We start from the raw sequence: 22,134 nt of genomic DNA, 5'->3' as shown, positions 1-22,134 counted from the left end.
ATCATTGATTTGTATTGTTTCTTTTCGACAAATATGTATAATGAAAAGCAGAAAACACCCGATGCATACTGCTGTTCCGGGTGTTTGTTTATATTTAAAAGTTATCTGAGAGCGCTTTTTCAATCAGTTTTTTACAGCGGTCCAGCTCAACTTTCAGCTGTTTTTTATATAGTTTGGCAGCCTCGTAATCTTTAAATTGATAGAGGACGACTTCCTGGAGCTTAGCCCCTTCTTTTTTTACTTTGATTTGCTTTAATATCCCGTCATCAAGAAGCTCATGCAAAGATCGGTATACTTCTGTATGATTTGGTTTAAAACCAATCTCTTTAAATTCAGACCTAAGCACTTCAAGCAGCTTCAATCCGTAGAGTCTCTCTTGCTCTGTCATCGTTATCATATAAAGTTTCAAAAATGCACGCTGTTTAACTAAAAAACCAGTTGAACTTCTTTTTTCTTCTTTCATCATATGCACTCCTTCTTCTGTCAACTGAGAACACTATGTACTAAATATTCAATTTAAATCTATTGGTTTCCTTCTTTATATTAAAGACTGATAATCCAAAAATCTAATGTTAGCTGTTTATATGTGGAGCGGAATATAAAATAACAAATGAACATTTAGTACATAGTTTATTTAGTTCTATTATAGCTGATTTTCACTATTATCTTCAATTAAAAACGATTGCTGGTTTTCACGTCTTCTTACCAGTGCGGATTACATTCAAATAAAAAAGCCTGTCGCAAGACAGGCTTCTCATTTTTTAGGGATTTGTTGACCATAATCCCGCTGTTTTGATGAAAATTCGCGAATCTAATTTCAATTGTGCCACCATGTATTCAGCAAGATCTTCTGGCTGCATAACCTTTTCAGGATTACCGTCTGTTAAGTTCAATTCGATAGACATATCACTAGCGACAGTGCTTGGCGTTAACGCACTGACTCTAATATTATGCTTTCTCACTTCTTGCATAAGAGACTCAGTTAACCCGAGAACCGCAAATTTAGAAGCGCTGTAAGCACTTGTCACAGCTGCTCCTCTTTGGCCCGCTGTAGAAGAAATATTAATGATGTCTCCGGCTTTGCGTTCGATCATTTCCGGAAGCACCGCGCGAGTGACATGATACACACCCATTAGGTTGACTTGAATAATATCTTCCCACTCATCAGCTGACAGATCTAAGAAACCGCCAAATTTGCTGATTCCAGCGTTATTAATGAGGATATCGATATCACCGAGCTGTTCTTTCACTTGAGCTACAGCTTGATTAACCTGGTCGGCATCTTTTACATCTGCAGCAGCAAATGCAGCTTTTACACCAAGTGCTTTAACTTCTTCAGCCACTTTTTCAACATTTGCGGCAGTCCGGCCGATTAACCCGATATTCACGCCTTCTTTCGCAAGCGCAAGAGCTGTTGCTCGGCCTATCCCTCTGCCTCCGCCTGTGATAAGAGCAGTTTTATTTTGTAAACTTTGCAATTGAAGCACCCTTTCTTTGTTTACATATGTACGATATCACATTATAAGTACAACAAATCCAATACGCAAATCAAACGACCTGTGCAAATATCATTTCTTTTGATTAAAAAAGCGGAAACAGGGTAATGACATAAGAAAAGGAGTGAACATATGGTTATTGTTTATATCAGCATCGCCGTATTGGCTATTTCTATCATTTTCTTAGGGGTTAATGTGATTCAAAACAAGAAAAAAATAGATCCCGCACTAAAAGAGCTCACCTCTGTTACGCAGGCAATGCAAAAACAAGTCGAAGGATTAAAGACGGAGGCGGAGCTGCTGACGCAAAAACAAAAGAAGATTCAGCAGGATGTCCAAATGAAAAAAAACGTATTTCAACAAACAACAGCTGAAGTGAAAGAAGTTCCTCAAGCAGTCAAAGAGGTGTGGAAGGCAGGACATTTAAATAGCAGATAAAGATGAATGATATCCCGTTGTTACGATCAGAATGGACAATGGGGTATCATTTTTAAGGAGGACTATGCATGATTGTAAACCGCCGCTGCTTAAAGGAGTTCGCAGAGAAGCTACATTCTCTTCCTTCATCTCCTACAAAGTCCGATTTACTCATTTCTCCATTTCGTCTCCATCAAGAAAACGAACTTGGCATCTATTATTCACCTCATAATGAATATATCAATCGTGCTGCCACAATTGTGATTGCGGGAATCACGCCGGGGTTTTTTCAGATGAAAACAGCATACGAAACAGCCGCAGAAAGTCTGCGGCGCGGCCGGTCTCTTGAGCAAATGGCGGTAGACACGAAAAAAGCAGCAGGTCTCTCCGGTTCGATGAGGCATAACCTGATCAACATGCTGGATTTATGCGGGCTGCCGCAGGCTTTAGGCATTCAAAGCGCCTCACAGCTTTTTGGAGACTTGCGGCATATGCTTCATACCACTTCTGTTATCAAATATCCTGTCTTCTTTCAGCTAAAAAACTATACCGGCTACAGGCCGGCTATTTCTCGCTCTCCTATCCTAAGCACCTATGCTTTTGAGCACTTCCTTGCGGAGTTCAATAAATTGACAGAACCGGCTCTTCTCATACCGCTGGGAAAAGCAGCCGAAACAGTATGTGATACACTGATCAGCCAGCACTGCATCCGGAATTTGTTTTGCCTTCGCGGCTTCCCCCACCCATCAGGCGCAAACGGCCACCGTTTGAAACAATTCAACAAAAACAAAGAGCAACTAGAAAGACAAATTCGTTCCTTTGCTGCCTCAGGTTTGATTTCACTATAGAAAAGAGGAAATAAAAGGGATATCATAAACGAAAACACAAACTTGGGGAGTGGTTGAATGTTTCCTGTATTAGAAACGGATCGGCTTACACTTAGGCAAATCACAGATCAAGATGCAGAAGCCATTTTTGCTTGTTTTTCAAACCATAAGGTGACACGCTATTACGGAGTTGAAAACATGGAATCTATAGAACAGGCAACCTCAATGGTTCAAACGTTTGCCGGCCTTTATCAAGAAAAGCGCGGTATACGGTGGGGAATTGAAAGAAGAGACACTAAAGAATTGATCGGAACAATTGGCTTTCATGCTTTGGCCCAAAAGCATAGGCGTGCAGAGATCGGTTATGAAATCGTCCCGGCGCATTGGCGAAACGGATTTGCATTAGAAGCCATTTCAAAGGTTGTATCCTACGGATTCTCTGCCCTTGGACTGACGCGTATTGGCGCAGTTGTATTTACCGAAAATGAAGCATCAAATCGCCTGCTCGTAAAAATGGGATTTCAAAAAGAAGGGGTCTTAAGACAGTACATGTATCAAAATGGAGTCCCTTATGATACAAATGTGTATTCTATATTAGAATCAAGAGAATGAACGGACGGCATTCTTTCGATCTGCATGTACATCCCCTTCCCTTTAAATGTCCGATTCAGGACCTGCACCAGCTATGACATCTTGATTCTTGATCACTTCCTTCAAGATTTTCACCTCTTATGCTCATATAACTTACAAAAATAAAAAAGATGCATAGTGGTCTATGCATCTCATGTTCTCTTTCCTCTATTCATAAATCCCTTTATTGGTCCTTCTTCTTGTGATAAAACCCCCAAGGAAACAAAACACAGCCGACCACATCAAAATATAGACAACCTGAGTTTTGTATTCCCACATTGAATGGCCCATTTCTACCCCGTGAATGAAAGTCATATACGCTTTTTGCGGCAGTATCGCACAAAGGGCATTCAATAATGGATGATGTGGAGCAAAAGAAATAAAACAGCCTGACAATACACACGTGATCACACTGATACCGCTCGTCATCAAACTGATGTTGCGATCCATCACAGAAGCCATAAAGATAGCGAATGCTGTTGCAAGCACTGTAAGAACACACAGTAACCCAGCAAGAATATCCAAACGGAAACCAATTTCAGCATGAAAGAGTACATGTGTAATCACGATGGCCAAGTAAGTGGGTATGTATAAACATAAAAACGTAAAGATAAACTGAACAAACAAATATTTCCCCACATGCACGGGAGACACTAAAATCCTTCTGAAGGTTTTGAGCATCCGGTCTTCTGGATATAACGCAGCTAATGCCACACCTTGCATCAATACAAGCATCACGATAAAGCCTAATATATTCGTTCCCGTTCCCCGTTCAGTCCTTAATTTATCCTCTCCCCGGTAGTTGCCTGGCATTTTTCCAGTCTCAAAAAATTGCTGAATCATTTTTTGATCCGCTTTACTTTTCAACGTGGTCACTTTGTAATGACGTTGATTTTTTTCTACGATGGCTGCATATTTCCCTAACACCAGATCAGAAAAATTCGGCTTCTGATGTACCGTTACCACTCTAAATGCAGAATCACTCGGCATATGTTGCACTTCGTCCTGTTCTGTAACAAAAGCGATTGTTTCTTTGAATACCGGCTTCCCGGAAAACATAATCGCAACGCCAATCATCAGAGGGATAATGATCACTGCAATGATGATAACGGCTTTTTTGGTCAGGATTCGCTCCCACCTGTTTCGGAATAAACTCAGCATACATATCCCTCCGGCTTAAATACAACATGCGAAACGGCAATACAAATGATTGAAGCCAATAATAGTCCTGACATAACAGGCAGCAGCATACTGAAATCGTGATCATAAATGAGGCGAAATGAACATTCTGTTACCCATTTAATCGGAGAAAGAAGCGATATCTGATTGACGGTATCTCCAAATCTATGAATTCCGAAAAATACGCCGCCAAAGAAAACAAAAAAAGCTATCGGAATTTGCATGATCCCGTTTGCCTGTTCTTCATTTTTGAACAAACAGCAGAACATTGTGCCAAAACAGCAGCCGAAAAATAAAAATACATACAATAAGAGCATGAAATACGGAAGATGTTGTCCTCCAAAGTTCAAATGAAAAATCGTTTGGGCGATCAACACATTCATGCTGTACATGATGACACTGAATATAAAGGTTGATAGTAATTTAGAAAGATAAATACTAGTTGTCGAAACCGGCGCATACACAATGCGAATGTTCGCTTTCTTCATCTTTTCCTCCATAAACGTATTAGAGGCCGTCATCGCAATCAGAGCTGCAGCAAAAATCATCATATTCACTCCGTAATAATCATACGAACTGACCCCGCCTGCTCCAAAGCTGTTTTTCGTAACAAAGCCCATGACCAGAATAAGAACGAAAGGAAAGGCCGTATTGGCGATCATAAGAACCGGATTCCTTAAAATATTCATAAAATCAAACGTTATCAATTTTAACAAACTCATTTTGCTCTCCTAATCTCTTAAATTTCTTCCCGTCAGCTCTAAAAATACCGTTTCTAACGATGCCTCTTTTTTGTTCATGCTTACGATGCTGCAGCCTTGGGCACCCAATTCTCCTATGATTTCACTCAGGTGATCTTGGTTCTGCTGAACGGTCACTTTTAGTTGATGGTCAGAGAAATCAACTCCTGTCACTCCTTTCATTTCTCTAATTGAGTTTTTATTTAATTGCTGAACATGCGTCAGTTGAAAAGCGTATGTTATGTCTTTATTCACTTCTCTGTACAGCTCTTCTTTTGTTCCATTGGCAATGATTCTTCCTTCATTCATGATCATAATGCGATCCGAAATCGCCTCGACTTCTTCCATATAATGTGTCGAGTAAATAATGCTTGCGCCTCTTGTTTTCAGCTCTTTTATTGATTCTAAAATGTGATGCCGAGATTGCGGATCGATTCCTACCGTGGGCTCGTCCATGATAATCAGTTTCGGCTGATGGGCAATCGCACACGCAATGTTTAATCTTCTTTTCATCCCCCCTGAAAACGTCTTAGGCTTGTCATCTTTCCGGTCGTATAACTGTACAAGCTCCAGAGCCTCTTTTACTCGGGCTTTCAGTTCTTCTCCTTTGAGAGAATAAAGACTCGCAAAAAAACGAACATTTTTCTCAGCGGAAATCTCCTCATAAATCGCGATATCTTGAGGCACAATCCCGATGCCTTTCTTCATTTCCTTTGGCCCTTTTTTCACACTATGGCCCAATATCGAAACGTTTCCGGAACTGGCCGACAATACCCCGGATAAAATATGAATGGTTGTGCTTTTCCCTGCACCATTTGGACCTAATAAGCCAAGCACTTCCCCCTCTCTCACTTCAAACGAAATCCCATCTACCGCCGTTTTGTTTCCGTACTGCATTTTCAAATTTTCTACTGCCGCCACGTTGTTCATAGTTTGCTCCTTTTTACATTCTCCGTTTTGCGAATTCCTGCAATAAATTTGTTTTCAAATTGTCTCGATTTTGTTCAATGTCAAAATCAGCAGCATCTTCTTCAAAACCATCCTGTTCTTCTCCGTCAAAACTGTACAGTTTCTTCAATAAAACCCACAATGTTTCCAGCTCTTCAGTCGAAAACCCTTTAAATAGATCTGCCATAAAGTACACCGCTTTTTCACCGCATTCCTCCATGACACGCTTTCCTGAATCAGTAATCTTCACATTAACTGCACGCTTGTCGCGTTTACTTGGTACAGTGGTGACATAACCTCTTTTTTCAATACCGCTGACAAGTCTGTTGATGTTTTGTTTTGAAGTGCCTAATTTTTTTGCAATGTTGTTGAATGTCGTTTCCTCTTCCGGTAAATGCAGTATGGCAACCATCGTCATAAATTGCCTTGACGTTAAGCTTTCATAATAATCGTCCCCGCGTGATTGGATTTTGTTCAAAGCGGAAAAAAGTGTAGCGTATGACTGCTGCATTAAAAATAAATCTTTCAGTTCTTTAGAATAATTCACGATGTTCCCTCCATAAAAAGACAATATATTGTCTTTATCATCATAACATTTCTTGCTCAATTGTCAACATGTTGTCTATTTTTCTTTAGAAAAGTTTAACAGCTCCCTTGATAATTCATGCAATAATAACATACAGTGTTGATGGCTCATCATCGTGAATTCAATGAAGAAAAAAGCATTGGAGACCGCTATGAATCTGTTTTGGGAGAACATTTGAGCGAGCTAAAACGTGAAATTAACGCGGAACAAACGGCTCTGACTTTTATTTTGTTTCGTATCGGCTGACAGTGACGATGAAATCCCATCCAGATCAGTCATTTGCGGCATTCCTTATCGGAAATCTTACATTGATTGCTGAACAAATGACGAAAAAAGCGCCCCTGAAACAGGGCGCTTTCTGATTAAGATGCATATTGAGGAGACGTTTCCTCCTGTACTGCTTTTTCCTCAGGTATATGAATGCATTTCGTCATGACCGCACTCGTAAGATAAAGGATCGCAAAGATCCAGACAACACCTTGCGCCCCGATGAGACCGATGAACAGCCAAGCGAGCGCAGGGCCGACAAACGCTGATAAACCTGCAGCCAAATTCAATACAGACATGGCCGCTCCTTTGTCTTTTCCGGCCACCGTCGGCACAATTGCACCAATCGGCACATAGCCTGCCAGCAAACCTCCCCAAATAAAGCCGATCACGCTGACAACCGCTAAACTTCCGCCGGAGAAAACAGGTGCATAATATAATAGGACGGTGAAAATGCCGCAGCCGACTCCGCCGAACCAAATAACGGTATTTTTCCAGCCGAACGTATCGCCGACAATTCCAAAGATAAGGTTGAACACAATATTCCCCAGAAAAATCGTTCCCCAAATCTGCAGCCACACATTGGTTGAAATTCCATGCTGAGCCATGTGCATCGGCAAAAAGACTGGGAAACCATATGTACCAATGCTGTTGATAATTCTGATGATTCCGCCTGTAAGCACCCGCGGATTTGTAAAAAGAATGGTAACTCCTTTTAAAAGCTCCTCAGCTGTTTCTGATCTTTTTCTTTTCTTCTTTTCAAAACGGTCTTTATTGATAAACAATGCGAAGAATGCACCAAGACATACCCAGAAAATAGAGCTCCAAAGCGTATTCAAATAACCGAACGCTTTGATCGCGTAGCTTGAGTACCAAGCACCGAACACAAACATGCCCAGGCAATATGCAATCCAAAACCAGCCGACAGCAGTGCTCAGTTTGTTTTGCGGTGTTCTGTAGATGACCCATGTTAAGAAAGAATAAGCAAAAAGTGGGTAGCCTAAACCCTTTACGAAGTAAGTCACATACATCACAGGAAGGTTCAGCTGTTCAAATCCAAACACGATAAAGGCAGCTGTACCGATCACATAAAACAACAGCCCCATAAACATCGTCCGTTTTGCGCCAAATGCTTCAAGACATACACCCGAAAACCAAGAAGCTATGGCAAGCGCAATTCCGTAAATGCTAAAAATTGAAGCGGATTGCTGAACGGTAAGCCCGTTTTCGATCAGAAAAGGGCTGAGCCAGCCTTGTTCAAGCCCGTCTCCCATCATAAACAAAACAACTCCTAAAAACCCCCAGGCAAGCCGCTTTGGTATTCCGATTTTATCAAACATATCTGTCTCCTCCTCAGATGCTAATATCAATTACCGTATTACCTCATTAAAGCTGAAAATTAGATAATTCCTCAAAACAGCAGCAAATGCCGCCTTATAACAACACTTTGCTTTCTGAACCTGAAAAAAAGCGCTGTGTTTGCTTCCATTCCTCATATAAAGCCAGTTCGGCCTGACTATCCTGCGGTTCTATTACCCGGACATTTGCTGACATCTCTTCCGTCAATTGAAAGGTTTCATTGCAAATGACTGCAGCCCCAACGACAGATGCCTGATGATATCCCTCTTGGATATAGATTTTTTTCTGAAGAAGGTCCGCGATATATTGAGTGAGCGCTTTGCTTTGGAATCCTCCTCCGCACACCCAAACATAGTCACGTTCAAACGGAGTAATCTCTGTTAATATATCAAAGTTCCATTTGATCGAAAATGCGATCTCTTGTAGCGCCGCACGTACAAAATGTGCTCTTTTTAAATGCGCTGAAAGTGGGGCATCAAAAAGAAAACCACCTCTCGTTAACGCATTCTTTTCTGCCGATAAATAAGAACCGAGAGCCGCCACACATGCATTGTCTTCTTTAGCAATTGCAGAAATCTCTTCCTCCATCACTGCGTACGATTCATTCGGGTAAAAAATCTGTTTTAATTTTTGATAATTCAGGCCGGTAATTCCCGGATTTGTTTCCACAAGCCATTGGCCATGTTCTGTATGGCAGTTCAGCCAGGCTTTATGTTTTGTGTCGTCATGATCAGCAGTAATTTTGGTTATTGGCGTTGTTGTCCCAGATACGATGACGATGTCCTTAAGAGCAGCGCCGGTGCTTTTCACAGCCAGCTGTGTATCTCCGCCCCCTGCTATAACCTTTGCATGTATAGAAAGGCCTAATTCGGACGCATACTCATTTGTTATCGTTCCAATCGCTGTTCCCGCTCTTACAAGAGGCGGAAGGATTGATGGGGAGAAGCCGAATATGCCGCACATCTCTTCTGACCAAGTGTTTTGCTTCACATCAAACAGCAGGGTTTCGATTGCCTGTGAGGGTTCATATGTCAATATTCCGCTCAGCTGGTACGTTACCCAATCACTGATGCTTGTAAAGCTTGCCGTTTTTTTCCATAAAGAGGGCTGGCGTTCTTTTAAACCATAAAGCTTGAGCGCAGAAAAAAGTGCGGTCGGCAGGCGGCCTGTGCAGCTGTATATCTCTTCCTGATTGGGTATGCTCTCCTCCCACTCACGGCCACAGTTATCAATGTTCGGCAGCCCTAGAAAAGAGTCGCCGTTCTGATCAATCAGAACAATCCCCTGTCTTTGACTCGTCGATGTCAAACCTATTATGTCAATATCATGCGAACGGGAAAGCGCACGTTTTGCCAATCTCATGACTTGCTTCCACAGCACCTGAGGAGAAAAATAACGGCTGTCCGGGTAAAGCGTCTCGGTGGCATACACGATGTCCTCCCGTTCAACCGTTTGAACACTGCCTGATACACTCACGATCGCTACTCTCGCATTGCCTGTGCCGATATCAAAAACGAGATAGCCTTTTTGTTTTTTCATTCCGTTAGCCTCCTTTCTTATGCCTCTGTTTTTAGCTTATCTTTGTTATACAATGTCGGAATATTAAGAGTTTTTTCAACCTTCCATTTTTTGAGGGCTTCATTCAGGATCGTCACGTGATGATCCTCCACTTCAAAGGTTGCTCCAGCGAGATGCGGTGTTGCCAGAACATTAGGCAATGAAATCAATTTGTAATCCGATTCCTCTGGAGGTTCATGATAAAAAACGTCTAAAATGGCTCCTCTGATTTTATGTTCTTTTAATACAGATAAAAGATCGTCACGGTTTACCACAACCGCTCTTGAAGTATTGACGAAAATCGCACTCTCTTTCATCAGATCTAAATATGCCCGATCAATCAGTCCAAGTGTTTCCTCGGTACGAGGCAGATGGACAGAAACGATATCACTGTCTGAAAAAACCGTTTTAAGAGATACTTTTTCATATTGAGGATGATCGTCTTGTACGTATGGATCGTAATACTTTATTTTACAGTCGAACGCAGTCAGCAGTTTTGCAATCCTTTGACCAACGGCGCCAAACCCAACCATGCCGACCGTTTTTCCCGTTAATTCATTTCCTTTAAATTTGACATAAGCCTGCAGGTAATCACTGTCCCACTTTCCATCCTTCAGCCATTGATTCGAGGTGCTGGTATGGCGGAGAAAGGAAATCACATTACCGATAAACATTTCAGCAACGGCTTGCGCATTCCGCCCGGGTGTATAAAAAACGGGAATGCCTCTTTTTGATGCTGCGGCCACATCCACATTGGAGGGCATTCCCCTGCACACACCGACAAATGAAAGTTCGGGAACAGAAGCAAATACGCTGTCTGTTACTTGATCAAGCTCAGTAATCAAGCCTTTTGCATTTGTTTCTTTTAATAGCTGAATGATTTCATCTTCCCGGTATGCCCGGCCTTGCTCCTTCCAGGTGTGATAAGCAACCGAGCCGAACAATTTTTCAAGCTCTTTGCGTCCTTCTTCGTTGTACGGCGCTGTAACCAAAACCGTCATGGTGCAAAACATCCTTTTCATCATATTTTTCATAAAAAAATCTCTTTCCGAAGATGGAAAGAGATTCATATATACGCGTGCCCTGTTACAGACAGACGCCGGTATAAACCTTGCTTTCCTATCTTTCAAGCTGACGCTTGCTGGAATTGGCACAATAATGTTGCCGAGGTTTCATAGGGCCAGTCCCTCCACCTCTCTGGATAGAAAATGTTGAGTATGTAATTTTCTGAATAAAGAATACGTTTATCATAAAGAAGTCTCAGATTGATGTCAATCTCTTTTTTTCAGAATTGACGTTATCATCCGAAATGTTATAATTCTTACAAAATATCTAACTAGAGAGAGGAACTGGGCCATGAAATCTTTTGCAACACAACAAAACGGCATTTTCAAATCCGTTTGCTCGCTGGACTGCCCGGATCAGTGCGGATTATTAATACATAAAAAAGACGGAAAAATTGTGAAAGTGCAAGGTGATCCCGACCATCCTGTTACGGCCGGAAACATATGCAACAAAGTCCGAAACATGACGGAGCGCATCTATGATGAAAAGCGGCTGACTGCACCGCTCAAACGGACTGGTGCGAAAGGCCAAGCAATATTTGAACCGATTTCTTGGGAAGAGGCGATCGATACCATTACCTCCCGCTGGAAACAGCTGATTAATGAAGAGGGAGCTGAAAGCATACTTCCATATAGCTTTTACGGAAATATGGGAAAATTAACAGCTGAAGGAATGGACCGCCGCTTCTTTTACCGCATGGGTTCAAGCCAGCTCGAACGGACGATTTGCAGCAAAGCGGGATCTGAGGGCTATAAATATACAATGGGTATAAGCGCTGGAATTGATCCTGAGGAAACCATTCATACGAAACTATTTATTTTTTGGGGAATCAACGCGGTCAGCACAAACATGCACCAAATTACAATCGCCCAAAAAGCACGAAAACAGGGTGCCAAAATTGTCGTGATTGATGTGCATAAAAATCAGACAGGGCGTCTCGCCGATTGGTTTATTCCCATAAAACCCGGAACCGACAGCGCACTTGCCCTTGGCATCATGCACATTTTATTTAAAGAAAACCTTCATGATGAAGCATTTCTGTCTGAATACACGGTCGGCTATGAGGAGCTCCGTGAACACGTGAAACAGTATGATCCGGAAAAGGTGTCACTGATCACCGGTGTCAGCACTGAAGATATTTATCAGCTGGCAAGAATGTACGGCGAATCCTCCCCTTCTTTTATCAGAATCGGAAACGGAATCCAGCATCACGATAACGGCGGGATGATTGTAAGGACGATTGCCTGTCTTCCGGCAATCACTGGCCAATGGCTGCACAAAGGGGGCGGCGCAATTAAGCATAACAGCGGAATTTTAGAATATAACACGAATGCCTTGCAGCGGCCTGACTTACTGAAAGGGCGCACACCGAGATCGTTTAATATGAATCAGCTTGGCAAAGTGCTTTTGGAAACAGATCCGCCTATTCGCTCTCTTTTTATTTACGGGACGAACCCGGCCGTTGTCGCGCCGGAAGCGAACAAAGTCAGACAGGGCTTGCTGCGGGAAGACCTATTTACTGTAGTTCATGATTTGTTTTTGACGGAAACGGCTGCATACGCAGACATTGTCCTGCCTGCAACATCCGCTTTTGAAAATACTGATTTTTATACCTCCTACTGGCACCATTACATTCAGCTTCAGCAACCGGTGATTGAGAGATATGGTGAAAGCAAGTCTAACACTGAAGTGTTCCGATTACTGGCTGAAGCAATGGGATTCACAGACCAAGAGCTCAAGGACTCAGATGAAGAATTGATTCGCCAGGCGCTTGATCATCCAGATAATCCGTATTTGGCGGAGATTGATTACGATTCACTTACTAAGCACTCATTTATGAAAGCGAAACGCAAAAAGCCGCTGTTTCCAGGCAAACTTCCGACTCCAAGCGGAAAAATAGAATTATATTCAGAAAAAATGAAACAAGACGGTTTCCCGGCATTACCGACATATACGCCTCTTGTATCTGATAATGAACATCCGTTTATGTATGTTCCGGCGCCAAACCATAATTTCTTAAACTCAACGTTTTCCAACAACGAAAAACACATCAGGCTTGAAAAGACGCCAAAGCTCTTTATCAATACAAAAGATGCTGATGAACACGGAATCGTTGATGGGGATCCTGTACGAATTTGGAACAGCCGGGGAGAATGCGAGCTGACCGCTGCAGTCGGGGAACAAGTGCTGCCCGGTGTTGTCGTCAGTCAAGGATTATGGGCGGATGAACCAGGAAAAAAACAGCTTGTAAACGCGCTTACCCCGGATCGCTTATCCGATATGGGCGGCGGCGCCACCTTTTTTTCAGGACGCGTGCAGATTGAAAAAGCATAAACGAAAAAACCGCCCAGAACATGTTCTGGCGGTTTTTTTTTGGTTGATAATGAAACCCGGAGTATGCCAAGCCCGTATAACATAACATCGACATAATGGAGGCATGCATATGGACGTTTTTTTAGGAATCGGTATTGCTTTGGCTGGCTATTTTATCGGTGAAGGCTTAAAGCAAATGAACCATCCAAAAGCATATGAAAAAAGTGATACCTTGCTTATAAAAGAACGAGATATTTACTTTTACATCGGACATTTTTTAGGAATAACGACAACTGAGGCAAAACAGTTAGCCGGAGACATGACAGACCTGCCTTACATTAAAATCAACGGGAAAAAGTATGTGCAAAAACAAAGTTTAATAGAATGGATATTTGCATTAGTCAAAAAGCAACAGGATGAAGTTAGTATTAAGAAAAACGGGATTTGCTAGTTGTTTAATGGAAAACATTTGAAAGGCTTGCTTCAAAAGCAACGCCTTTTTAATCATAAAAGAGAGCGTTTACATATTTATTTCTCCTTTGCCCGATGATGCTTTTCGAACACCTTGATTGCTTCTAAAGTCGTTTTCAAGCTCTTCTAGAGTACGATCTTTTGTTTCCGGCAGATACTTTTTCACGTAAAGAATCGCAGAAGCCCCCAGAACAACGAAGACGAAGAACGTTGACGACATCCCCAATTGATCTAGTAACACAGGAAACGTTAAGCCGATAAGAAAATTCATCATCCAAAGGAAAAACACTGAAATCCCCATTCCGAGCCCTCGCAATCTGAGCGGGAATATTTCTGAAATCATGAGCCACGTAACCACGGATACCGCTGACTGCTGAAAAGCCAGGAACGTAATTGTCAGGCCAATCACGATAAACGGCAGCACGGGAGTTCCTTGAAGTGTGATGGAACAAATCGCTATAAGCAAAATAGAAGCTGTTGTGCCTGCAAGTCCTGTAAGGAGAAGAGGCCGCCTCCCGACTTTACCTACAATCCAGATGCCGAATGTACAGGCTATCACTGAAATAACGCCATTTCCAATGTTTGCGACAAGTGCTGCGTCTCTGGCAAAACCAGCTTTCTGCAAAATTTGCGTGCCATAGAACATAATGGAGTTAACACCGGTTATTTGCTGCACTACAGCGATTCCTATTCCAAGACCTACAAGTCGGCGAATCCATGGGACTGACAAGTCTTTCAGTGTCGCCCGATTTATTTCAGTCTCTCGATTGATTGAAGCTTTGATTTCAGTCAGCTCAGCTTTGGCACAATTTTCTACCCTTACATGCTTAAGAACTCTGAACGCCTCCCCCACCTTCCCTTTCGATGCCAGCCAGCGCGGGCTCTCTGGTACAATAAGCATCCCGAACCACAGAAAAATGGCCGGCAGTGTTGCCAAGATAAGCATAAATCGCCAAACGTGCGCATATTCACCCATTGATGTACCAATGACTGCATTACATGTAAATGCAAGAAGCTGACCTAAAATAATCATCAGATCGTTCTGAGTAATTGTTTTGCCCCGCTGTTCCGCTGGCGACATTTCAGCTAAAAAGGCCGGTACCGTGACAGAAGCTGCCCCTACTGCAAGACCAAGTAAACTTCGGCAGATTATCATAACAGATGTGTTTGGTGCGAACGAACAACCAATCGTAGCAATAAAAAACAAGAAAGCTAGATTTAAGATGGTTTTTCGCCTGCCAATACGATCTGCTAACCGTCCTCCAGCCAGGGAGCCAAATGCGGCTCCGAAAAGGAGGGAACTTGTGATGAGACCTTCGGTGAAGGGTGTTAGATCAAGCTGATCTCTTTGTGCCATAAAAGGCAACGCTCCATTGATTACTCCTGTGTCATAACCAAAGAGAAGGCCTCCGAATGTAGAAATGATGGTAATCTTGCGGAAAAATTTTTTATGTTTACACGAGGTATTTCCGCCTGCAGTATCCATTTTTTCACGCTGGTCCATTTTTCCCCTCCTTTTAAAAGGACTTACAATCGCTACATGTTATTGATAGTCCACCCATACTGCGCCTTTATCCGCGGATCGAACGCAGTTTTCCACCCAGCGTACACCTTCCACACCTGCTTCAATTCCTGGATACCACATGTCATTCAATTCTTTCCCTTGATCTGCAGCCTCCATTGCTACGGCAAACCGTGAATAAAGATTTGACCACGCTTCAAACAGACCTTCTGGATGGCCGGCTCCAATCCGGTCATCTTGTAATGCTTTCGGATATAAATACCCCATTCCGCGCTCCAAAATCTGTACAGGTTTTCCCTGTATTTCAAAACGCAGCTGGTTAGGCTGTTCATCCCACCATTCAATACTTGCTTTGGAACCGATCACACGAATTTTCTGGCCATGCATTGATCCGGCATTTACACAAGAAGACCACACCATGCCGACCGCGCCATTATCGTATTCCATAATCGTATAAGCATTATCTTCAAGAGGCGCTCTGCTTTTTACAAAGCTCTGGCGAGTACATAACAGTTTGTTTATTTTCAGTTCCGGAAGCATGATTTCCGATAAAAATAACGGATGAGTTCCTAAATCTCCTAACACGTAGCTCGGACCGGCAAATTTCGGGTCTACACGCCATTTCGTGCTTGGATTATTCATTTCTACAGGATCTGAGTGAAAACCATGTGCAAATTGCATATTAATAATTCTGATGTCACCCAACTCTCCATTTGCGATCATCTGGCGCGCCTGTTCAATCATTTGATGCCCAGAATAACCATATGTAATGCCGACAACTCTGTTCTTTTTCTTTGCCAAATTCTCAAGCTCTTTTGCTTCTTCAAACGTGAAACAAAGAGGCTTTTCACATACAACATGCAAACCGGCATTCAGGGCCGCCTTACAAATTTCATAATGAGTGCCGTTTGGAGTTGCGATAGAAACAGCTTCAATACCGTCTTCTCGTTTTGCTTCTTCTTCAAACATTTGCTGGAAATCCAAGTAGCAGCGTTCCGGAGTAACATGAAGATTCATCCCAAAATCTTTTCCCCGTTCCGGATTGATGTCAAATGCCCCTGCAACCAACTGAAAGTGATGATCACGCAAGGCAGCCGAGCGATGAATGTATCCAATTTGACTTCCCCGGCCGCCTCCTACCATTGCCCAGCGTATCGGTCTATCTACCTTTTTTCACCATTAATCATTTTTGATTCCTCCCTCACTAGTAACCAACATTTTTTAAATAGGCAAGGCTTTGACTGACATCTCTTAAACTAGTATCAGAGTTTCTCGGATCACGTTCTTGCTCAATCGTAATATAGCCGTGATAGTGAATGTCTTTTAGCAACTTGTAAATCGCTTCATAATCAATAATTCCTTGGCCTATCGGACACATGACTCCTTTTGCGCAAGCATCAAAAAAGCGGATATGCTCACCCATTACTTGTTGATAAACATGTTCATCAATGTCTTTAAAATGGATATAGTCTACACGGTCCGCATAGTCCCGCAGCCATTGTTCCGGATCCATCTTTGAATAATATAAATGTCCTGTATCAAGACAAAGCCCCGCAATATCGTATGGTATATCTTTTAGTAATTGTTGAATCTCATCCTCGAATTCAATATATCCCCCTGCATGAGGATGGATGACGGCTCGTACGCCATATTGCTTCCACGCCCGTTCCGCAATTGTCCGAATATGAGACATCATACGGTTCCATTCTTTTTTAGATAACCGTTTCGCTTGATCAGGATGCCCCGCCTTATAATCTCTTTCGTCATGCCCCCAGTCAATCAGGACCAAATAAGGAGGTGAAAAGTGAAAGCGCTCCTCTTTATCCTGAAAAGAGAAAGGTAGTTTTGTAATCAGAGAACAAATCTCATCAACTTGCTCCAGCAAATTTCCTAAGTGCGACTCTGATACTAAATCATCAAAAATCGTACCGGCAATAATGGATAAATCGTTTTTCAAAAGCTCTGCTTGGACACGTTCGATATCCATCGGAATATAGCCGTATGGACCTAACTCAATCCCTTTATAACCAGCTTGTGATGCTTCTTGCAGCACTCTCTCCCATGGAGGAAGATAAGGATTTTTCGGATCGTCAACGCCCCAGCAGCACGGCGCGCCAGCAATGTGAATACTCATCCAAGACACCTCTAATCAAATGAATTATGAATCGCAACCAAAAAATAAAGCGCTTTCTTTTAACTGGATTTAAAAGTACATTCATTTCGGTTCTCCGAGTTGCTCTTCTCTTCTTAATCGTGCACTTTAACTAAAACCGGAAACAAATGATATAAAGCGCTTTACACTCCGTTTTTAAAAGCAAATAGATTTCTTTTTTACTAATTATATCCCTGTATATAGAAAGCGCTTTATATTTTGTGAGTTGATTGTATAATATTCAATATATTTTGTAAACGTTTTTTTGAAATTCCTTTCAGAAAATAATCAACAATATACCAATATATATACATCTTCAACTTTAAAAAAGGATATTCCGACCTATAAATATTGTTTTTTTGAGTTTTTTTTGCCTCCCTTTTGTCATTCTATGGTGAAACACAAAAAAAGCAGCGGGGAATTTCCAGCTGCTAAACAAATATATTGATTTGGAACACACATCTTTAATGAAAACGGCTTGTTGATTTTCGGACAATTAATTTCGGCAATACTAAAATTTTTTGTTTTTCTGAGGCTTTTCCTTCTATTTCATCAATTAGTAAATCCACTGCCTGTGAACACATGCTTTGCACAGGCACTTCAACTGTTGTCAAAGGGGGATCACTACTTTTTGATATCAGTGTATTATCAAAGCCTGTGATAGAAAGTTCTTCAGGAACCAACACATGTTCCTCCCTTGCTGCAAGGAGCGCACCAATTGCTAAGATATCATTACAACAAATCATAGCTGTGGGCGGATTTGAAGATTGTAATAATGAAGAGGCCAAAGACTGTGCAGACTCGGCCGTTGAATCTGTTACAACAATCAGATCTTCGTGAATATCAAGATCAGACTCTTGTAATGCCTGTGAATATCCGCGAATTCGTTCCCTGCTGCTTGCATTGTCTTCTGCAATCACCGCAATCCTTGAGTGGCCAAGCGAAATTAAATATGCTGTTAATTCATACCCTCCCAAGAAATTATCAACTGTAACCGTTGTAAGAGATGAGTATGGCTGTGATTCCGAAAGAAGGATAACAGGAATGTTATCGCTGATTAACTCATGAATAACCTGTTTATTCCTAAACCCCCCAGCTAAAATAAACCCGTCAACACGCTTCTGCCTTAATAATGAGACGTATCTCTCTTCCTTCTCTGACTTGAAATCCGTACTGCAAATGACGACATTGAATCCATATTCGTGTGCCCGATCCTCTACTCTCCGTGCCATTTCTGCAATCAGAGGATTAGCTATATCAGGTAAAAGAAATCCTATTGTCGAAGTCCGTTTCCCTGTTAATGCTGATGCGAGCACACTTGGCTTATAATTCAGCTCTTGCATGGCATCCAGCACTTTTTGTTTTGATTTTATCCCGACCGGCTGATGATTGATCACTTTTGAAACTGTTGAAATGGACACGCCGGCTTTTTCTGCAACATCGTAGATTGTAGTTTTCATTTTGCTAAAAACCTCTTTCTCCATACAAGTAACCAGCTAAAAAAATACACGATTTGGAAAGCGCTCTATATAGGCTATTGTAAAGATAACTGTGAAGATTTCAATAATCTTTTTTAGCTTTATGAAGCATTGCAATATCTTGTCCAGCCCCTATCTAACCCATTAACGGCTAAAGACACATTAAGCAAATAATATCGCTGCTAATCCTCTCAATCAAAACATCATTTTCTATTTTAAGTAAACTTGCAAAGATACATGACGATTGCCGTAAGACCAAACGGTGTTTTCAATTTTGAGGTTCTGGCTGAATGTTTCGATCCATACCTGTTTTGAGTGTAATAAAGCAGACAGCTGCGCTGAGTTAAGCTCAACTTCTTCAATCTGTTCGTTTTTTTGAAACACAAATACAACCTTTATCGAATCTCCATTTTTCACCAGACTCATCTCCCATATCTCCCCTTTATGATAAGAAAGAATGTTACTCACCTTAACAAATTTGTTCCCAGTTCTATACAGCCTCTTCATATACGCAATGTACTAACAAAAGGTTTCAAAAATCAAATGCACGCCTGGCATAACTGGCTCTTTTCCTAATGGGGAAGAGTCAACGAAAAAAAGCGAATGAATAGCTGCCGAACAGACAGAATAAGAAGAGTTGATATTTAAACACTTTTCGTAAAGGGGTGACATCAATGAGTAAAAAAGGAATTCAAAATTCAAGTATTGAACAAATAAGAAATGACCATGAGACTGAAACTGCTTTTAAAGTAGATGATCCTAAAAAACATGGTTCTGATCCAAAAAGAACGAAATAAGTTTTTGGCCTTAATGGCATAGACACAGTAAAATTTCAATAGTCTGGAGTGAGAAAAGTGACTCAAAAAAATGGAGCAGACAGACCGGATGATTACAAAAGATTTTCTTCATTAGACAAGGAATATGATTTTCAGCAATCTTTAAATGTAAGTGATGATACAGAGAATGTAAAAGCTGAAACCCAAGCTCATAATAAAGAAAACATCAATGACACCACGGATGTGGCTGGAAGATATTTTAATCCCTCAGATTATAAAGGAAGCACGCAATTGGAAAAAGGATTGGCTGAAACTCATGAGCAAGTCAGCGATGACTATTTTGAAGGGACAATCGATCAAAATTTGGACTAGTTTTTATAAAACGAGGCTAAAAGCATGTTAGCTCCGTTTTTAGAAACAACCACAGGAAGGTTAGTAAAAACCCCACCGAATAAGTTGGGGTTTTTACGTCATGTAACCACATTAAAATTTAAAACGATTAATGACGGTTTGAAGTTCTTCCGCCAATTGGGATAGAGATTCTGCAGCATAGGAGATTTCCTCCATCGAATTAAGCTGCTCCTGTGAAGATTTTGCAACCGCTTCTGTATTTGCTGATGTTTCTTTTGTACCAGCGGCCAATGTATGAACTGTATGCTGAATGACTTCAACGCCTGATGTAAGCTGCTGTGTTGCCGCTGCCACTTCTTGTATTTGAGAAGTGACCTGTTCCACCAGGTTCAGTATTTCATTGAAATTTCCTGTTGTCTCTTGAGAAAGAACAATACCTGAGCTCACATTTTCTTGAACAACCTTGATGTTATTCACCGTTTCAATGGATTCATTTTGGATAGTTGTTACCACCGATTGGATGTGGTTTGCAGATTTATTCGTTTCATCAGCTAATTTCCGAACTTCTTCTGCCACCACAGCAAATCCTTTTCCTTGCTCTCCGGCTCTGGCCGCCTCGATCGCTGCATTCAGAGCTAATAAATTTGTCTGCTCGGAAATATTTGTGATCAGTGAAGAAATATCGCTAATCTCAGCTGTGCTCTCTACCAATGCCTGCAATCCATTGCCGGCTGAATCTACAGATGTATCAATGAATTTCATCTGATCTAACATTTTGTTGACGGATTTAGACCCTATTTCAGCCTTGTCTCTCATCGAAGAAGAAAGATCCGCTATGTTACCTGTATTTGAAGCAACAGATGATATACTGTCTAATAATTCAGTAATAGATTCCGCACTCTTTTCTGTCATTAAGCTTTGCTTCACATTGCTGTCGGCAGCCATCTGCATTGCCCCAGAAATTTGTTCAGAAGTTGATTTCGATTCTTCCGCGCTTGCTGATAATTCTTCGGAAGATGCGGCGACTTGTTCAGATGAGCTGCTGATCTGCTTCACAATTTGAGTTAATGATTGGGTAAAAGAATTGAAAGATTGAGCAAGCTGACCAAATTCGTCTTTATTTTTAACAATGACTTTTTTGGTTAAATCAGCCTCTCCGTGAGCAATTTCCTCCAGCTGCTTATTCATACTTCTCAATGGAACCATAATGGACTTTAACAGCAATAAGCTTAAAACAATGCCTGCCATTGCTGATATCCCTGTGACAATGATGATGAACCATTGACTCATTTTCCCATTGCCGCGTATTTCGCCTTTTAGATCCTCCACCTCTTGATCCAGGCGATCTGTCAGTTTATCGACAGCCGGATCTACAACGTCTTTTCTTAACGTTCTTTCTTCTCCAAAATGGATGGTTTCTGCTTTTTTAGGATCTGAAGAGTAGGCTGTTAATACTTGCTGGTTTAAAGCTCTATACTGAGTGAAACTTGTTTTAATGTCTTCAATATTTGATTGATATTTCTCTTCATCAATCAAGCCATTGATCCGATCAAGGCTCTTTAAGACATCTTCTGCTTTTTCCTTCATTCCCTCGTCATATTCTTTGTCTCCGGTGATCAGGAAGCCTCTTTCATCATTTGATAACCCGGTCAATCGATATTGGATCTGCTTCATCTCTTTTTGGAATTCCATTTTGTCTTTAAGTTCTTCATTCTTTTTTACAGTAGAAGAAATCATAAAAACAGAGGAGCCTCCAATTCCAATCATTGAAACAACTAATATTGATATAATCCCCAGCAATTTTGTTTTCACTTTCATGTGTCGTTTTCCCTTTCTGCACGATGTAATGATTGACATAAAAAAGTTCAAGCGTTGGCATGCAATTCGCTTACGCCCATGACAATAATATCGACATGTTTTATAAAATTTTATAGTGATGTCTTACTCGGTCAATAAGCCAATTCTTTAATTTGCTGACTTGTCTGCGTAGTATTTGAATT

21 protein-coding genes, 2 pseudogenes and 1 riboswitch are annotated in these 22,134 nt (G+C 41.4%); of the genes and pseudogenes, 8 read left to right on the top strand and 15 right to left on the bottom strand.

Annotation, left to right across the window (positions count from 1 at the left end; genetic code table 11):
* Positions 1–94 precede the first annotated feature (94 nt).
* Positions 95–463, bottom strand: coding sequence for a replication termination protein (rtp, locus tag KHQ79_RS21945; protein ID WP_003220337.1), 369 nt, complete (start codon positions 461–463; stop codon positions 95–97).
* Between the two features lie 298 nt (positions 464–761).
* Positions 762–1,478 (bottom strand): 3-ketoacyl-ACP reductase, encoded by a 717-nt coding sequence (locus KHQ79_RS21940; RefSeq protein ID WP_060398745.1) that lies wholly within the window; start codon positions 1,476–1,478, stop codon positions 762–764.
* A 150-nt stretch (positions 1,479–1,628) separates the two neighbouring features.
* Here KHQ79_RS21940 and KHQ79_RS21935 point away from each other — a divergent pair, with 150 nt between their 5' ends.
* The 3 genes and pseudogenes from KHQ79_RS21935 to KHQ79_RS21925 all read left to right on the top strand — a co-directional run bounded on the left by KHQ79_RS21935 (position 1,629) and on the right by KHQ79_RS21925 (position 3,352).
* Complete coding sequence (locus KHQ79_RS21935; RefSeq protein ID WP_003241913.1) at positions 1,629–1,934, top strand: DUF948 domain-containing protein; 306 nt, start codon at positions 1,629–1,631, stop codon at positions 1,932–1,934.
* A gap of 68 nt (positions 1,935–2,002) precedes the next feature.
* Positions 2,003–2,775: pseudogene (locus KHQ79_RS21930) on the top strand (hypothetical protein).
* A 43-nt stretch (positions 2,776–2,818) separates the two neighbouring features.
* Positions 2,819–3,352 (top strand): GNAT family N-acetyltransferase, encoded by a 534-nt coding sequence (locus tag KHQ79_RS21925; RefSeq protein ID WP_225516914.1) that lies wholly within the window; start codon positions 2,819–2,821, stop codon positions 3,350–3,352.
* A gap of 186 nt (positions 3,353–3,538) precedes the next feature.
* On the opposite strand, the gene KHQ79_RS21920 is transcribed toward KHQ79_RS21925, so the two are convergent.
* From KHQ79_RS21920 to KHQ79_RS21905, 4 genes are read right to left on the bottom strand one after another with little or no spacing between them, the layout of a single operon-like run.
* The gene (locus KHQ79_RS21920; protein ID WP_225516913.1) at positions 3,539–4,531 is read right to left on the bottom strand and encodes an ABC transporter permease; all 993 of its coding nucleotides are present in this window, start codon (positions 4,529–4,531) and stop codon (positions 3,539–3,541) included.
* Entirely contained in the window at positions 4,525–5,271 is a 747-nt protein-coding gene (locus tag KHQ79_RS21915) for an ABC transporter permease (protein ID WP_225516912.1), read from the bottom strand. Before KHQ79_RS21915 ends, KHQ79_RS21920 begins: the two co-directional genes overlap by 7 nt.
* 9 nt (positions 5,272–5,280) lie before the next feature.
* A complete protein-coding gene (locus KHQ79_RS21910; RefSeq protein WP_225516911.1) occupies positions 5,281–6,219 on the bottom strand; it encodes an ABC transporter ATP-binding protein in 939 nt (312 codons plus the stop codon).
* A gap of 13 nt (positions 6,220–6,232) precedes the next feature.
* Complete coding sequence (locus tag KHQ79_RS21905; protein WP_019258581.1) at positions 6,233–6,784, bottom strand: MarR family winged helix-turn-helix transcriptional regulator; 552 nt, start codon at positions 6,782–6,784, stop codon at positions 6,233–6,235.
* A 141-nt stretch (positions 6,785–6,925) separates the two neighbouring features.
* Between KHQ79_RS21905 and KHQ79_RS21900 the strand changes: the two genes are divergently transcribed.
* The gene (locus KHQ79_RS21900) at positions 6,926–7,069 is read left to right on the top strand and encodes a hypothetical protein (RefSeq protein WP_225516910.1); all 144 of its coding nucleotides are present in this window, start codon (positions 6,926–6,928) and stop codon (positions 7,067–7,069) included.
* A gap of 116 nt (positions 7,070–7,185) precedes the next feature.
* Here KHQ79_RS21900 and KHQ79_RS21895 read toward each other — a convergent pair whose 3' ends face one another.
* The 3 genes from KHQ79_RS21895 to KHQ79_RS21885 form a co-directional block, all read right to left on the bottom strand.
* Positions 7,186–8,430, bottom strand: coding sequence for an MFS transporter (locus KHQ79_RS21895; protein ID WP_225516909.1), 1,245 nt, complete (start codon positions 8,428–8,430; stop codon positions 7,186–7,188).
* Positions 8,431–8,524: 94 nt separating this feature from the next.
* The gene (locus KHQ79_RS21890; protein WP_225516908.1) at positions 8,525–9,988 is read right to left on the bottom strand and encodes an FGGY-family carbohydrate kinase; all 1,464 of its coding nucleotides are present in this window, start codon (positions 9,986–9,988) and stop codon (positions 8,525–8,527) included.
* Positions 9,989–10,005: 17 nt separating this feature from the next.
* Positions 10,006–11,040: a 2-hydroxyacid dehydrogenase gene (locus KHQ79_RS21885; RefSeq protein ID WP_225516907.1), complete on the bottom strand. Its 1,035-nt coding sequence runs from the start codon at positions 11,038–11,040 to the stop codon at positions 10,006–10,008.
* Positions 11,041–11,122: 82 nt separating this feature from the next.
* Positions 11,123–11,214: riboswitch (SAM riboswitch) on the bottom strand.
* Positions 11,215–11,362: 148 nt separating this feature from the next.
* Here KHQ79_RS21885 and KHQ79_RS21880 point away from each other — a divergent pair.
* Positions 11,363–13,405 (top strand): molybdopterin oxidoreductase family protein, encoded by a 2,043-nt coding sequence (locus tag KHQ79_RS21880; RefSeq protein ID WP_225516906.1) that lies wholly within the window; start codon positions 11,363–11,365, stop codon positions 13,403–13,405.
* Between the two features lie 109 nt (positions 13,406–13,514).
* The gene (locus tag KHQ79_RS21875) at positions 13,515–13,835 is read left to right on the top strand and encodes a hypothetical protein (protein WP_003241898.1); all 321 of its coding nucleotides are present in this window, start codon (positions 13,515–13,517) and stop codon (positions 13,833–13,835) included.
* Positions 13,836–13,904: 69 nt separating this feature from the next.
* Here the strand turns inward: KHQ79_RS21875 and KHQ79_RS21870 are convergent, their stop codons facing one another.
* The 5 genes and pseudogenes from KHQ79_RS21870 to KHQ79_RS21850 form a co-directional block, all read right to left on the bottom strand.
* Positions 13,905–15,359: a sugar porter family MFS transporter gene (locus KHQ79_RS21870; RefSeq protein ID WP_375294394.1), complete on the bottom strand. Its 1,455-nt coding sequence runs from the start codon at positions 15,357–15,359 to the stop codon at positions 13,905–13,907.
* 39 nt (positions 15,360–15,398) lie between these two features.
* Positions 15,399–16,564, bottom strand: a pseudogene (locus KHQ79_RS21865) (Gfo/Idh/MocA family protein).
* Positions 16,565–16,581: 17 nt separating this feature from the next.
* Positions 16,582–17,511: a sugar phosphate isomerase/epimerase family protein gene (locus KHQ79_RS21860; RefSeq protein WP_225516904.1), complete on the bottom strand. Its 930-nt coding sequence runs from the start codon at positions 17,509–17,511 to the stop codon at positions 16,582–16,584.
* 482 nt (positions 17,512–17,993) lie between these two features.
* A complete protein-coding gene (locus KHQ79_RS21855; RefSeq protein WP_225516903.1) occupies positions 17,994–18,989 on the bottom strand; it encodes a LacI family DNA-binding transcriptional regulator in 996 nt (331 codons plus the stop codon).
* A gap of 228 nt (positions 18,990–19,217) precedes the next feature.
* Positions 19,218–19,433 (bottom strand): hypothetical protein, encoded by a 216-nt coding sequence (locus KHQ79_RS21850; RefSeq protein ID WP_225516902.1) that lies wholly within the window; start codon positions 19,431–19,433, stop codon positions 19,218–19,220.
* A gap of 248 nt (positions 19,434–19,681) precedes the next feature.
* Here KHQ79_RS21850 and KHQ79_RS21845 point away from each other — a divergent pair, with 248 nt between their 5' ends.
* Together KHQ79_RS21845 and KHQ79_RS21840 are read left to right on the top strand one after the other, a co-directional pair.
* Positions 19,682–19,804 (top strand): hypothetical protein, encoded by a 123-nt coding sequence (locus tag KHQ79_RS21845; RefSeq protein ID WP_003220370.1) that lies wholly within the window; start codon positions 19,682–19,684, stop codon positions 19,802–19,804.
* A gap of 57 nt (positions 19,805–19,861) precedes the next feature.
* A complete protein-coding gene (locus tag KHQ79_RS21840; protein WP_225516901.1) occupies positions 19,862–20,155 on the top strand; it encodes a YozQ family protein in 294 nt (97 codons plus the stop codon).
* A gap of 111 nt (positions 20,156–20,266) precedes the next feature.
* Here the strand turns inward: KHQ79_RS21840 and KHQ79_RS21835 are convergent, their stop codons facing one another.
* Positions 20,267–21,952 (bottom strand): methyl-accepting chemotaxis protein, encoded by a 1,686-nt coding sequence (locus KHQ79_RS21835; protein WP_225516900.1) that lies wholly within the window; start codon positions 21,950–21,952, stop codon positions 20,267–20,269.
* Positions 21,953–22,134 lie beyond the last annotated feature (182 nt).

The organism is Bacillus sp. TSO22 (assembly GCF_020223595.1).
Lineage (GTDB): Bacteria > Bacillota > Bacilli > Bacillales > Bacillaceae > Bacillus > Bacillus inaquosorum.
Note: the sequence above shows the minus strand (reverse complement) of the source record. Positions and strands in the feature narration are given on the sequence as shown.

What these genes read in the sequence shown, in the direction of transcription:
- KHQ79_RS21850 (WP_225516902.1), bottom strand. Translation starts at nt 19,433, where the DNA reads ATGAGTCTGGTGAAAAATGGAGATTCGATAAAGGTTGTATTTGTGTTT.
- KHQ79_RS21870 (WP_375294394.1), bottom strand. Translation starts at nt 15,359, where the DNA reads ATGGACCAGCGTGAAAAAATGGATACTGCAGGCGGAAATACCTCGTGT.
- KHQ79_RS21845 (WP_003220370.1), top strand. Translation starts at nt 19,682, where the DNA reads ATGAGTAAAAAAGGAATTCAAAATTCAAGTATTGAACAAATAAGAAAT.
- KHQ79_RS21855 (WP_225516903.1), bottom strand. Translation starts at nt 18,989, where the DNA reads ATGAAAACTACAATCTACGATGTTGCAGAAAAAGCCGGCGTGTCCATT.
- KHQ79_RS21875 (WP_003241898.1), top strand. Translation starts at nt 13,515, where the DNA reads ATGGACGTTTTTTTAGGAATCGGTATTGCTTTGGCTGGCTATTTTATC.
- KHQ79_RS21900 (WP_225516910.1), top strand. Translation starts at nt 6,926, where the DNA reads ATGGCTCATCATCGTGAATTCAATGAAGAAAAAAGCATTGGAGACCGC.
- rtp (WP_003220337.1), bottom strand. Translation starts at nt 463, where the DNA reads ATGAAAGAAGAAAAAAGAAGTTCAACTGGTTTTTTAGTTAAACAGCGT.
- KHQ79_RS21935 (WP_003241913.1), top strand. Translation starts at nt 1,629, where the DNA reads ATGGTTATTGTTTATATCAGCATCGCCGTATTGGCTATTTCTATCATT.
- KHQ79_RS21910 (WP_225516911.1), bottom strand. Translation starts at nt 6,219, where the DNA reads ATGAACAACGTGGCGGCAGTAGAAAATTTGAAAATGCAGTACGGAAAC.
- KHQ79_RS21880 (WP_225516906.1), top strand. Translation starts at nt 11,363, where the DNA reads ATGAAATCTTTTGCAACACAACAAAACGGCATTTTCAAATCCGTTTGC.
- KHQ79_RS21885 (WP_225516907.1), bottom strand. Translation starts at nt 11,040, where the DNA reads ATGAAAAATATGATGAAAAGGATGTTTTGCACCATGACGGTTTTGGTT.
- KHQ79_RS21890 (WP_225516908.1), bottom strand. Translation starts at nt 9,988, where the DNA reads ATGAAAAAACAAAAAGGCTATCTCGTTTTTGATATCGGCACAGGCAAT.
- KHQ79_RS21920 (WP_225516913.1), bottom strand. Translation starts at nt 4,531, where the DNA reads ATGCTGAGTTTATTCCGAAACAGGTGGGAGCGAATCCTGACCAAAAAA.
- KHQ79_RS21835 (WP_225516900.1), bottom strand. Translation starts at nt 21,952, where the DNA reads ATGAAAGTGAAAACAAAATTGCTGGGGATTATATCAATATTAGTTGTT.
- KHQ79_RS21860 (WP_225516904.1), bottom strand. Translation starts at nt 17,511, where the DNA reads ATGAGTATTCACATTGCTGGCGCGCCGTGCTGCTGGGGCGTTGACGAT.
- KHQ79_RS21925 (WP_225516914.1), top strand. Translation starts at nt 2,819, where the DNA reads ATGTTTCCTGTATTAGAAACGGATCGGCTTACACTTAGGCAAATCACA.
- KHQ79_RS21895 (WP_225516909.1), bottom strand. Translation starts at nt 8,430, where the DNA reads ATGTTTGATAAAATCGGAATACCAAAGCGGCTTGCCTGGGGGTTTTTA.
- KHQ79_RS21915 (WP_225516912.1), bottom strand. Translation starts at nt 5,271, where the DNA reads ATGAGTTTGTTAAAATTGATAACGTTTGATTTTATGAATATTTTAAGG.